We start from the raw sequence: 13198 nt of genomic DNA, 5'->3' as shown, positions 1-13198 counted from the left end.
ACAGTCTCTAATGGAGATCAAGCGCCTATGGTTTCATTTAATGGAACTGATGATTCCATACAATTCCATTTTCATCAACCAAAATGACTGTTATCGTTGCGCCTCGTTAATACATCCTGTCACATTTATACGGAATTCGCTTTATGATGCACTTGCCAAAACCCGTTTCAGTTATTCTTATCTCTGCTATTTTAGCGGGTTGCAGCGCGGAATCCATTGAGGTTACACCGCCAATAGTTCGTCCAGTCAAGTTGCTTGAAGTCACCGATATTAATGCCGCTTCTATTCGTGTATTCCCGGCAAAAGTGGCCGCGACTAAGCAGGCTGACTTGAGCTTTCGCGTCTCTGGCCAGTTAATTGATTTTAATTTGGTTGAAGGCCTACAGGTGAAAAAGGGGGCGACTCTGGCTCAATTAGATGACAGAGATGCCCGCAACACTTTGCTTAATCGAGAAGCTGATCATGAGTTGGCTACCGCCGATTATAAGCGTAAGGGTGAATTACTTCGCCGTCAGCTGATCTCACCTGCCGATTACGATCTTGCTAAGGCGCAATTAAAATCTGCCACTGCAGCCCTAGCCAATGCCCGAGATCAGTTAAGTTACACCCGCTTAATTGCACCTTATGACGGCACAGTCGCTAAAATATCTATCGACAATTACCAGATGATCCAAGCCAATCAGTCAGTATTAGTGTTGCAGAAAAATCATCATATTGATGTCGTCATTCAGGTACCTGAATCAATGGCGAACAAGGCTATCGCATTTAATCCCAATGCCAAGTTTCAGCCACAGGTGCGTTTTAGCACTCAGTCAGATAAAAGCTATCAGGTCAGCTTGAAAGAGCATGCGACCCAGGTCACCCCAGGCACTCAAAGCTATGAAGTGGTCTATACCCTGCCCAATCCGACCAACATCAACATCCTTCCCGGTATGAGCGCCGAGCTAACATTGGACCTATCACTGGGCAATGAACTCAGCAAAACCGTGGTGCCAGCAAGTGCGGTGATGAAGCGCGATCAAGATGGCGAGAACATCATCTGGCTCTACCATGCAGAGACCGGCAGTGTGACGCCACAAATTGTCACTCTCGGCCGTGTGACAACCCATGGCATTGAAATTTTAGAGGGCCTCAGCCTAGGCGATCAACTTGTGGTCGCTGGGGTGCAATACTTATCAGCCGAACAAAGCGTTAAACCACTGCGTTGGCAGCGTGGCGTATAAGCCCTGATGACACTGGAATTAGCATTTATGTTTCTCTTTCGCCTGCAAGGATTTAATCTGTGAATTTTGCTCAATATTCAATCGAACATAAAGTCATTAGCTGGATGTTTGCCCTATTACTGCTCGTGGGGGGCAGTATTTCGTTTCTTGGCTTAGGTCAGCTAGAATTCCCTGAATTCACTCTTAAACAAGCACTTGTGGTCACCTCATATCCCGGCGCTTCACCCGAGCAGGTAGAGGAAGAGGTCACCTTAGTCCTTGAAGATGCCATACAGCAACTCGATGCCGTCAAGCACATAACGTCGGTCAACAGTGCGGGCTTATCTCAGATTGAAGTGGAAATTGAAGAGCATTACGGGGCAGATGAACTGCCGCAAGTATGGGATGAACTTCGCCGTAAGGTTAATGACAACATAGCCTTGTTGCCACCCGGGGTCTCGACCCCAGCGGTTATCGATGATTTTGGCGATGTGTATGGCATTTTACTCAACATCACTGGCGATGGTTACACCAGCCGAGAACTGCAAAATTATGCTGACTTTCTCAGGCGTGAACTGGTACTGGTCGATGGGGTTAAAAAGGTCAATATTGCCGGTGATATTACCGAGCAAGTGGTGGTCGAAATTTCACCACAGAAGCTCAATGCACTCGGTCTGGACCAAGACTATATCTATAGCCTGATCAATAGCCAAAATGTGGTGTCCAATGCAGGCAGTATCCGTGTCGGTGATAACCGTATCCGCTTACATCCCACTGGCGAATTTAAACACGTTAAACAGATGGAACGCTTGCTTATTAGCGCGCCAGGTAGCACTAAACTCATCTATTTAGGTGATATTGCTAAGATCTATAAAGCCAACGATGAAACGCCAAGTACTCTCTATCATGGTAACGGCGAGTCTGCGTTGTCGGTGGGCATTGCATTTTCTAGCGGCGTCAATGTTGTTGATGTGGGTGAGGCCATAAACCAAAGGTTGGGCGAACTGGATAACCAACGTCCTATCGGTCTTGAGCTCTTTAAAGTCTATGACCAGAGCAAGATGGTCGACCAAACGGTCAGCGGGTTCTTAATCAATTTGGCAGAGTCCATTGCCATCGTGATCGGTGTGCTGCTGATATTTATGGGAGTACGTGCTGGTCTGCTAATGGGCTTGGTATTGTTACTGACCATATTAGGCACCTTTATCATGATGAATGTGCTCAATATTGAGCTGCAGATCATCTCTCTCGGGGCATTGATCATTGCGTTAGGTATGTTGGTCGATAACGCCATCGTGGTGACCGAGGGCATTCTCATCGGCATTAAGCGAGGTTACACTCGCTTAGAAACCGCGAAACAAGTCGTCAAGCAAAGCCAATGGCCACTGCTTGGCGCGACAGTAATTGCTATTCTCGCCTTCGCACCCATCGGCTTATCTGATACTGCCACGGGTGAATTCTGTGTCTCTTTATTCCAAGTATTACTGATCTCTTTGTTTATCAGTTGGATCACCGCGATGACATTGACACCGTTTTTCTGTCATCTGATGTTCAAAGACGGTGTCGTCAGCGATGATGAAAGCGATGACCCTTATAAGGGTTGGGTATTTCAAATATACCGTAGCAGTTTAAATACGGCGATGCGCTTTCGCTCAGTGACCATACTATTGGTTATCACAGCACTGATAGCCTCAGTCATGGGCTTTGGCCATGTGAAAAACGTATTTTTCCCAGCCTCAAACACACCAATGTTCTTTGTTGATGTGTGGATGCCAGAGGGCACCGATATTAAGGCAACCGAACACTTACTCGGCCGTATCGAGCAAGACTTGATGCAACAGCAACAAAGCCATGATATCGGTCTAGTCAACTTAACCAGTGTTATCGGTCAAGGTGCACAACGATTTGTGCTCTCCTATGCGCCCGAGAAAGGCTATAACGCTTACGGTCAGCTGCTGATAGAGATGACAGATCTGACTCGCTTGAATCAGTATATGCGCACCCTAGAACAGGAGTTAAGCCTTAAATACCCAGAAGCGGAGTACCGCTTCAAGTATATGGAAAATGGCCCTAGCCCAGCCGCTAAGATTGAGGCACGCTTCTATGGTGAAGATCCAAAAGTGCTGCGCCAACTCGCGACCCAAGCCGAAGCCATTTTAGAGGCAGAGCCTACGGCAGTTGGTGTGAGGCATAACTGGCGTAACCAGGTGACCTTAATCCGCCCGCAACTGGCCTTAGCACAAGCTCGTGAAACCGGGATCAGTAAACAAGATCTCGATAACTCCTTGCTGGTTAACTTCAGTGGCAAGCAAGTGGGGGTTTATCGTGAAAATAGCCACCTGTTGCCGATCATTGCCAGAGCTCCTGCAGAAGAGCGACTCGACGCCGACAGCTTGTGGAAACTGCAAGTTTGGAGCAGTGAAAACAACGTCTTTGTCCCTGTAAATCAAGTGGTCTCGGAGTTCACTACCGAGTGGGAAAACCCACTGATTATGCGCCGAGATAGAAAACGTATGCTGGCTGTCTATGCCGACCCCATCAATGGAACCGACGAGACCGCCGATTCCGTTTTCAGAAACATCAGGGCTGATATAGAAGCCATTCCACTGCCCAGTGGCTATGAATTGGAATGGGGCGGCGAATTTGAAACCGCCGGTGAAGCGCAAGTGTCGGTATTCAGCTCTATACCTATGGGTTATTTGGCCATGTTCTTAATCACAGTGTTGTTATTTAACTCTGTACGCCAGCCATTGGTGATCTGGTTTACTGTGCCTCTCGCTTTGATTGGAGTGGTATCGGGCTTACTGATCTTTGATGCCCCCTTTAGCTTTATGGCACTACTGGGCTTATTGAGCCTTACCGGTATGATCATTAAAAATGGCATTGTGTTGGTCGATCAGATCAATCTCGAACTCAGCGAAGGTAAAGAGGCATATCAGGCGGTTGTAGACTCGTCGGTCAGCCGCGTGCGCCCGGTATTGATGGCCGCGATAACGACCATGCTGGGGATGGTGCCACTGCTATCCGATGCCTTTTTTGGTTCAATGGCCATCACCATCATCTTCGGATTAGGCTTTGCGTCAGTATTGACCCTCATCGTACTGCCTGTCACTTATACCTTAATGTTCCGCATTCCTTATCCACATAGAAATGCGAAGTAAGGAGGTTACAACGCATTAAATTAACCCCGTAAATCAATTAAATTAGTACTACAAAAATGCTTCCCGGCAGCTCCGGCTTGACCCATTAGTGGGTCAAGCCGGAATACTTTCTGATGCTTGATGAACAAAAGTTTACGAGTAATCAGTCAACGAGGCTGTTAATGTAAACAGCTGTTGCTTACTATCATGGTCTGCTTATGAAGCCATTAATATTCAGAATAATACCTTCCAAGCTGGTAATCACCGCAGCATTGCTATCTATCACCTGCTTATCAAGCGAAGCTATTGCCAATACAACAGTGGATGATAAACCCCCGTTAGAACAACAGAGTGAAGAGCATTCAATTGGCGTAATGGTGAAAGCGATAAATACTGCACTTGAAAACCCATCTAACGACTCATTAGAGATTATTACTCACTACGGCACAGACTCGCGTTATTATGTGATGATTAGAGGCTGGTTAGTACAGGTGCTTAGTGGCGTGCAAAGCCAATATTATGCCAGCCAAGATCGCCATACTCACAAAGCAGCATTAGCAGAAAAAATTGAATTTTTACAGCAAGCGTTACGACGTATAGATCTCGAATAAAGACGCCTAAACCCTCTTGAATCGAATGGGTATAACCATGAAAACCTCAACAAAAGCAGCCTTGTTATCGGCATTTATCTTTCCTGGTGCAGGCCATTTTTATTTAAAGCAGCGTGGGGTAGGCAATCTCATTTTAGTCACCACCATCGCCTCTTTATCCTACTTATGTTGGCATGCTTATCAACGAGCACAGTTAATATCGGAGCAGATTTTTAGTGGAGAAATCCCATTACAGCTTGATGCTATATATAGCGCAGTAACTCAAGCGCCTGTCGGCAATGTAGCGATTTGGATTAACCTTGCCACCGCTGGCTTTATAGTGACTTGGATTATTGGCATTGCAGATGCTTACCGTTTAGGGCGCCGCCAAGATAGTGACTAGGTGTGCGATATAGTCAAATTCACCCATAAAAAAGGGTTACTCATTGAGTAACCCTTTTTTATTAACAATGCTGATTTCAACAAAGCAGAATCCCAATCGCGATTACATGCATGACGCTTTAGCGGCATTCGTTTTAGAGAAATCATGCTGCGTTGTCGGCTGAGTATGCTGAATAATTTTTGACTTCGCATTTTTCGAAAAATCATAAGCGTTAGTCGCTGCTAACGTCTTTGAAAAATCATGCCGAGTCGAGCCACGCTGAATATTATTGGGTTGCGCTGCTGCGGCAACATTTTTAGAAAAATCGTAATCAGCACGTGCGGCTGATGTTTTAGAAAAATCTGGTCGTTCTGCCATTGCTGATGCAGAAAATAAAGTAACAATTACAGATAAGGCTACGCTGGTTAACATTTTCATATACAACTCCAATCTATTTTGCCTATTTCGTTAACAAACAGTCTAAGTTATTTACCTGTTTTAGAGAACAAAAAAAGGACAAGTTTTGCAATTTGATACATATAACATACAAAGAATTAAAACTATGTTAGACAACTATGCTATTGGAGGAGGATTAACTATATGAAGGGTAACTGTTTTTATCGGCCAAGAACTCTCGTAAATCTTACCTTCGAGCTTGTCTTGTATGGGAAACAAATCAGTAAACAAATGTAAACCGATCGGACAATGTCCGTGAGTAGTGCAATGACCCGACGCTAAGACTTGGCACACATCGTCGCAATTAGCACCATAGATATAACGACTATCAGACAAATAACCATGTTCACCATATTGCGTTTCAATCGACGAAGCGGTGCTTGAAAGGTCTATCTGTAAAGATGTTTTACCGGTATCAGTAAGACGTTGTTGGATCTGTATATCGCTTTTATCTAGGGTATGTAGCATATCAGGCAACGCCATCGCAGGGCTCAGCAGAAACTGCCCAACCAATGAGATGAGTAATACCCAATGTGTTAACCCTTTAATCATCTTACCCTTGCTAAAAATTCAATCGTTAAGATCCGTGAATGCACAGTAGTAGACAGATGATCCGCTCAATAGTTTCCATTTAGATTTTTTTATTAAAGATTGAAATTACACTCCGCAGCCAATAAAAAAGCGCTTAGTTATTCACTAAGCGCTTTGATTATTTTCAAGGCTATTACGCTTAAATAGGTGAACCTGGTGGCATAGGTAAAGGATTAGCAATGAGCTTAAGCTTGGGATCGCTCAGGCCCTTTTCAATGCCATGTTGCAACCAAGCAAAGTGTGCAGCTTCGTAGGCACTGACACGCTTTACTTTTCGTTTAAGCTGCTTAACCATATAGCCTAAACGTTCGGCCAATTGAGCCTTAACTTCAGGTCGTGTTTTATCGTTGTGGTAAGCTGCTAATAACACATCAACAGTCACCGCATTGACTCGCATCCACACACCTAATTCAGGGCCCGTCGGCATATCAGCAAAAACCGTTTTAGCGAGCACTTTATCGGTCACTTTTGACACCGACCATTGCTCCTTATCATTAAGATAAGCTTGGTTTATGCGATTCATTCGCTCTGGCACAAAAATTTGCGATAGTGCATGCCGACTTAAGACTTCAGCCATCCCTAACGGATCCGCGACCACACCGAGTCCCGAATGGAAGCTTTCTCGAGTATTGCTATAGTTGCCCGCTTTAGGGACTAGCATCTCCTGCAGAGACTCAGAAATGGCTAACTCACTCGGTGTTAAGGTCGCTAAAATGGCCTGCAATGCTTGCTGCTGTAAGGCAGGTGCAAGGTAGTGCCATGATTTACCATCCACTCCGTCACCATAGGTGTAATCTGTGCCACCGATAAACTTAGCGGCGGCGGTGATTTGGAATCGCGTTAATAGGTAGATCGGCACAAAAGCATCACTAAGCTCACCTTTTGGCTGCTCCGCTAATAGTGCAGTGGCAGAGAAGTCTTGTATCGCTTTAGCGCGTACAGCACTTAAACGTGTCAATTCAGCCACGGGATCGTTGCCGTTGTCCCACAGACTGGCGTAAGCATTACTGGCTCCCGCCCCTCTTGAATCGGCTTCACCAATGTATCTAAGTCCTTGGCGCTCAACTTCTGCGCGCATATCCTTGAGTGCGGCTTTCTCTTGTGCAGGATCTGAGTATTCACCGTAACCATAAGCAACGGTATATTTATCCCAGGCACCAATACCTTCATCATAAGGCTGAGAAATATCAATCTTGTCACCGTTAATCGTGACCATAGGATGTGGATAATCCATCACTGAGGCATTGTTATTGCTCGATGCGGCAAAGTTATGATCTAACCCTAACGTGTGGCCAACTTCATGGGCCGCAAGCTGTCTTATTCTCCCAAGTGACAACGCCATGGCGGCATCATCAGCTGCGACTCTATCTTCCCAACCCGCGGTAAGACCTCGTGCAATAAGGTGGTCTTGTCGTACTCGCTGGCTACCCAGTGTGACATGCCCTTTAATGATTTCGCCCGTGCGAGGGTCAGTCACTGCGGAACCGTAAGACCAGCCACGCGTAGCGCGATGCACCCATTGAATAACGTTATAACGTACATCTTGTGGGTCGGCATCTTCTGGCAATAACTCAACTTTAAAGCCATTGATAAAACCAGCTTCAGTAAAGGCATCTTCCCACCAGCTTGCGCCCTCAAGAAGTGCAGAGCGAATAGGCTCTGGCACCCCAGGATCGAGGTAATAAGTAATAGGTTTAACAACCTGACTTGGCGCAGCACCAGGGGTGACTTTCTCTAATCGGTGGCGCAGCAGAAAACGTTGACGAATATCTTGATCGACACGTGTGCCATAATCGAGATAATCATCAGATAAGTAACCGCTCATGGGGTGATAAGAACGCGCCTGATATTGCTCTTCAGGCAAAGCGATAAACGAGTAACGTAAACGCACTGACATATGTTTTGCATCAGGCGTTACCTGCGCAACATAGTTGCCCTCTTTGGCACTGTTAAAAGTCAGTAATACATCCACATCACTATTACGCTCAAATGACTTAACCCCTTCAGGTAAAATCAAAGACTTTGTTTTGTCTAATTGGTAGTTACCCTGCTTAGTCTGCTCTAGTACATCGCTAATACCATGTAGGTCGTTAACGACGAGGTCATTTATGGCGACTAAATTGCGCTTACCTGTGACCAATTTTCCGCGCCATAAAACAGATTCAGCAAATGCTTCTTTTACGGCACGTTGCTCGGCAGCATTATCAGTGTCCGCCCGGTAAGCGGTGTTGAGTTGTTTAAGAATAAGGTAAGGACCATGGCGTTCAAACTGTACCATTCGGGTACGGCCTAATTGCCCCCTATCAAGACCAATATCATTGGAGCCAACCCCATGGGGTAAACTGGTGAGCAATAAAAAAGGTTGGTTGAGTTTGTTGGCTTCCATGTAGAGATCGCCAGAGGCTTTCTCATAAAACAGATTAATGAAACCTGTGGCTGCTTGGCTTTTCTTAATGATAGTGTTGGTATTAGTAGCAGCATTCGCACTGGTCAGTGGCATTGTCGCCAGGACGATTGCCAGTGCAAGTTTGTAGGGTTTCATGGTCTCTCCTTGAGCCTTATTATTCGCTATTGTATCGATACAATAATCTTTATTATTGGTTAGCTTAATAAATAGGCTTGCACTATAGCAAGCCTATATGAAAAATTATCAAGCCGATTATGATTTTCTACCACATTCATTAATCCAATAACTGATGGTTTCAAATAACTCGTTAAGCACAATAGGTTTAGTGATATGTGCATTCATCCCTGCTGATAAACTCTTTTCTCTATCACCAGACATAGCGTGGGCCGTCATCGCGATAACGGGCAGTTCTGATGCAGAATAACGTTTGCGCAGTTCTTTGGTGGCGGTTAAACCATCCATCACTGGCATCTGTATATCCATAAGGACAGCATCGTAATTTGCCGCATCAATCATCTCTAAGGCGATTTGACCATTTTCAGCCACATCTACCGTATAACCTGCACTCTTGAGCAGTTCAGTGGCGACCTGTTGATTAATAAAGTTATCTTCAACTAACAATATGTAGCCAGCGTCTTTGTCTGATTCTTCTTCACTCGCCTCTGGTAGCGGATTTAGACTGGGTTCGTCAGAGAATGCCGAGATGATTTCGTCAAACAAAGATGACGCTTTAAAGGGCTTTTGCAGCAGTGCAAACACATTAGCACCTTCAATATCCTTATGCATCGGCTCTGCCGTATAGGCTGTCATCATGATGATCACTGGCCGCTTAGCCAGCTTGCCTTCTGCCACCATGGCGTCGATCTCTTTAATCACCTCAATGCCATCCATCTCTGGCATCATCCAATCAAGCAGCAATAAATCGACTGGATTCTTACTTAATTTATATAAGCCTTCAGGGCCACTGGCGGCAGTATCAACAGAGAAGTGAAAATCTCGCATCACGCTTGAGTAGATCTGTAACGCCGTCGGGTTATCGTCAATAACTAAGGTCTTCAAGCTGCCTACGGTTGCAGGCACCACAAATGGCAACACTTCGGCTTCTTCGGCAATCTCAAAGCTGATGGTGAAACTAAAGGTACTGCCCACCCCCATCTCACTTTCAACTTGCATGGTGCCGCCCATCATTGACACTAAGTGCTTACTGATAGACAAGCCTAGACCCGTACCACCGTACTTACGGGTGGTTGAACCATCAGCTTGGGCAAAGGCGTCAAACAAAATGGCTTGCTGCTCTTTGCTGATCCCGATACCAGTATCACGTACCCAGAATTTAAGCGTAATGCGATGATCTCGTTCACCGACATCTTCACAGCCAAGCTCAATTTCACCTGACTGGGTGAACTTAACCGCGTTAGACAGCATGTTAATCAACACTTGCCCAAGACGCAGTGGATCGCCCTCAAGTATTAACCCTGCAGTGACCGGCGCGTATAACAGTAGCTCGACACCCTTTTCTTGCGCTTTTAGCGCATTAAGATCCAACGCATGGTCGAGCACTTTATCGAGTGGGAATCCTACCCGCTCAAGTTCAAGCTTACCGGCCTCAATTTTAGAGAAATCGAGAATATCGTTGATGATCCGCAGTAATGAATGGGCTGAAAAACCGGCTTTTTCAAGGTAATCTTTCTGCTGAACCGTGAGCGATGTGCGCTGCGCCAATTGCAACATACCAATAATCGCATTCATCGGTGTACGGATCTCGTGGCTCATGTTGGCCAAGAATTCACTCTTATAAAGGTTTGCCATTTCAGCGTCTTGTTTAGCTTCAAGCATGGCGCCTTCATTGCGCTTATGGCGGGTAATATCTTTATGGGTTCCGACCATACGCTTAGGTTGATTAGTCGCAGTAAATTCGACCACTCGACCACGGGATAGCAACCAATGGTACTCACCATTTTTACCGAGCATTCTAAATTCAATATCATAAGTGCCCACGGGATTGCTCAGGTACTCGTTACGATGCTCTTCTACCCGTAAACGGTCATCTGGGTGAATAAGCTCATCGATTGTAGAGACTAACGCAGGAAACTCATTGCTCTTATAACCGAGCATTGAGTAATACGCTGGATTACAAATAATTTGCTCTGAATCTAAATACCAATCCCAGAGGCCATCCTCTACTGCGTCCATCGCAAGATGATAACGCTCTTCAGACAAACGTAACTGCTCAGCTGATTCATACTCGCGGGTAACATCACGCCATACTGCAATCAATCCTAACAGCTCATCACGGCGGTTATAGAATGGAATTTTTAACGTATCAAGCAGTACTGGTTTACCTGCCAGATCCACTTTTTCTTGGTAACGCAGTGGCACGCGGTTGGCGAGGACGCGTTCATCTTCGGCGCGAATACGCACCGCTTGCTCGTTGGGTATGAGCGCATCAGCGTACTGGCCTATGATCTCATTTTCGGTGTAACCAAGCATGCGCTCGGCAGATTTATTACACCCTAAGTAACGACCCTCTTTATCTTTAAACACAATAGCTTCGGGGATCGAGTCCAGTAATGAACGTAATAACGCATACTCTTGCTCACGCCGCTCGGTGGTCTCTTTGAGTCGCTCTGTACGCTGAGCAACTTGCTTGTCGAGTCGCCGGTTTTGTTCTGCTAGATGTCGGGTATATTGTTTGTTCTCTTCAAAAATCCGACTCACGAGCTGGAACCAGGGGGCCCAGCCTTCGGTGATCTTCTCCGGTGGCTTTATCGGCTCCGCCGAGCACTCTTCTAAGTGCGTGAGTAGCCTAGTGGCAGGGTTAACGAACGAGCGACGTGTCTGCCAATGCACAATCGTAACCAAAATGGATAACGCCATCACCACCAACACAAATGACAGTTCAAGTTTTTCCCATGAATCTTTAAACAGATCATCCACATCTTGCAGATACAGCAGTCGCCAAGGTGCATTATTTAACGCTACAGAGTGAATGTAATAGCCATTACGGATAATACCTTCATGGGCATCAAACAGTTCAGACTCTGGGATCGAGTGCAACTCAGAAGGGATCTTTTGGCTGATATGGTAAACCCGACTAAAGTCCGAGGTGTCGATATCGCTATGGGACAAAATATTATTGTCCTGATCCAGTAAAATTACCGTACCCGGCATTTTGAAATAGAGACGGATCTGCTTGGCTAATGAAGATAAGGTCATATCTAAGTTGATTGATCCAATAAACTCATCTTCGAGATAAATAGGCACGCCTAGAGTGGTTAGCAAGCCCTTTTCAGCAGGCTCAACATAGGCCGGACTCCATGCAATACTGCGCTGCGGATTCATCGCTGGGGTGACTAACTGGAACTGCTTTTTATTGAGCAGTTCATCGCGAAAACGTTGATCATCCGATGGCCACGGATAATAGGACATTATTCGACGTTTAGAGATGTAATAGATGGATGAGGCTTTGGGCGCGGCTTGCGTCGCAACCGGGAATGACAGCGATAACTCAAACAGCATTTCCAGTTCTTGATAGAACTTATCACTGCGGCCGTTAAGAGAGCCTGCACCAGTGATCCGCCCCATGCTAGTAAACGGTTCACCACTGTGGGCATAACTCGGTTCGAGTGTAAAAAACTGACCACTTTCATTAAATTTTTCATACTGGGGTAAGCGGTCTTTACGCACCAGTTCACCCAACCTTAAATGGTCAATGGCGACATTGCGCAGACTCTTTACCGCTCTAATACTCGATTCCAGTAGCAAGTCAATTTGTAGTACGTGACGCTCAACAAGCTCTTCACGCTGCTCCATCACTTGTGTTTTTTGTCTTTCAAAAAAGAACCAAGCAGTCACCAAGGCCATGATAATTACACCGATGTAAGTGTAAAAAACAGCCCTACTATAATTTTTTTGTATCTGTGACTTTAGCTGAGGAGCCGGATCAGTCGGTTTCATTTACAACCCTTGGTAATGCTCAAGCGAAATGCATAATCGTGAGTGCCAATGCCTAAACAACGTTTATCTTGGCATGCTGGCCAATAGTATCAGGAAGATAGCTGATTGGAATACTCTATATTAGCTTAAAATGTAACGAATAAGTGGAGAAAAGGCCTCAATATAAGTGAGGCCTTTGAGTTTACAATTATTGACGTTAAATCGCCTTGTGGATCTTATAACAATTACATTAAGTATTTGACCAATTCAGAGCGCCTCAGACTTTTCAATTCAAGGCGCATTGGTGAAGAAATGGTTATTCCCTTTTAAGCCAATGCAAAGCAGAAGTGGAAAGTCTGAGTCGCTCACGTAGTGCGGGGTTGAAAGCCCTTTAAGCTTCGCTGTGGGCTTTTGATATAGAATAACTATTAGCTTCAATCCCCCATCTTGCCTACAGGGCTTTGAATTCCCGCTGAATGATCAAACTTTTAATG

The 13198-nt window shown here is 45.5% G+C and carries 8 protein-coding genes; 4 read left to right on the top strand and 4 right to left on the bottom strand.

The genetic code is table 11. The features are described 5' to 3' along the window. Nucleotides 1-143: 143 nt before the first annotated feature. The 4 genes from L2729_RS04205 (at nt 144) to L2729_RS04190 (ending at nt 5335) form a co-directional block, all read left to right on the top strand. Nucleotides 144-1223, top strand: coding sequence for an efflux RND transporter periplasmic adaptor subunit (locus tag L2729_RS04205; RefSeq protein ID WP_248987119.1), 1080 nt, complete (start codon nt 144-146; stop codon nt 1221-1223). 59 nt (nt 1224-1282) lie between these two features. After that, nucleotides 1283-4363: an efflux RND transporter permease subunit gene (locus tag L2729_RS04200; RefSeq protein WP_248987118.1), complete on the top strand. Its 3081-nt coding sequence runs from the start codon at nt 1283-1285 to the stop codon at nt 4361-4363. Nucleotides 4364-4560: 197 nt separating this feature from the next. Further along, entirely contained in the window at nt 4561-4953 is a 393-nt protein-coding gene (locus L2729_RS04195) for a hypothetical protein (RefSeq protein WP_248987117.1), read from the top strand. A gap of 37 nt (nt 4954-4990) precedes the next feature. Then, nucleotides 4991-5335 (top strand): DUF6677 family protein, encoded by a 345-nt coding sequence (locus L2729_RS04190; protein WP_248987116.1) that lies wholly within the window; start codon nt 4991-4993, stop codon nt 5333-5335. Nucleotides 5336-5437: 102 nt separating this feature from the next. Here the strand turns inward: L2729_RS04190 and L2729_RS04185 are convergent, their stop codons facing one another. The 4 genes from L2729_RS04185 to L2729_RS04170 all read right to left on the bottom strand — a co-directional run bounded on the left by L2729_RS04185 (nt 5438) and on the right by L2729_RS04170 (nt 12725). After that, nucleotides 5438-5752 carry a hypothetical protein gene (locus L2729_RS04185; RefSeq protein ID WP_248987115.1) on the bottom strand — a complete coding sequence of 105 codons (315 nt, stop codon included), beginning with the start codon at nt 5750-5752 and terminating at the stop codon, nt 5438-5440. Nucleotides 5753-5887: 135 nt separating this feature from the next. After that, nucleotides 5888-6322, bottom strand: coding sequence for a hypothetical protein (locus L2729_RS04180; protein WP_248987114.1), 435 nt, complete (start codon nt 6320-6322; stop codon nt 5888-5890). A 178-nt stretch (nt 6323-6500) separates the two neighbouring features. Continuing rightward, on the bottom strand, nt 6501-8903 hold the full coding sequence (locus L2729_RS04175) for a zinc-dependent metalloprotease (protein ID WP_248987113.1): 2403 nt from the start codon (nt 8901-8903) through the stop codon (nt 6501-6503). 117 nt (nt 8904-9020) lie between these two features. Continuing rightward, nucleotides 9021-12725: a response regulator gene (locus L2729_RS04170; protein WP_248987112.1), complete on the bottom strand. Its 3705-nt coding sequence runs from the start codon at nt 12723-12725 to the stop codon at nt 9021-9023. Nucleotides 12726-13198: the final 473 nt, after the last annotated feature.

It is taken from the genome of Shewanella gelidimarina (genome assembly GCF_023283945.1).
GTDB classification, from domain to species: domain Bacteria; phylum Pseudomonadota; class Gammaproteobacteria; order Enterobacterales; family Shewanellaceae; genus Shewanella; species Shewanella gelidimarina.
Note: the sequence above shows the minus strand (reverse complement) of the source record. Positions and strands in the feature narration are given on the sequence as shown.

What these genes read in the sequence shown, in the direction of transcription:
- L2729_RS04175 (WP_248987113.1), bottom strand. Translation starts at nt 8,903, where the DNA reads ATGAAACCCTACAAACTTGCACTGGCAATCGTCCTGGCGACAATGCCA.
- L2729_RS04195 (WP_248987117.1), top strand. Translation starts at nt 4,561, where the DNA reads ATGAAGCCATTAATATTCAGAATAATACCTTCCAAGCTGGTAATCACC.
- L2729_RS04205 (WP_248987119.1), top strand. Translation starts at nt 144, where the DNA reads ATGATGCACTTGCCAAAACCCGTTTCAGTTATTCTTATCTCTGCTATT.
- L2729_RS04180 (WP_248987114.1), bottom strand. Translation starts at nt 6,322, where the DNA reads ATGATTAAAGGGTTAACACATTGGGTATTACTCATCTCATTGGTTGGG.
- L2729_RS04190 (WP_248987116.1), top strand. Translation starts at nt 4,991, where the DNA reads ATGAAAACCTCAACAAAAGCAGCCTTGTTATCGGCATTTATCTTTCCT.
- L2729_RS04185 (WP_248987115.1), bottom strand. Translation starts at nt 5,752, where the DNA reads ATGAAAATGTTAACCAGCGTAGCCTTATCTGTAATTGTTACTTTATTT.
- L2729_RS04170 (WP_248987112.1), bottom strand. Translation starts at nt 12,725, where the DNA reads ATGAAACCGACTGATCCGGCTCCTCAGCTAAAGTCACAGATACAAAAA.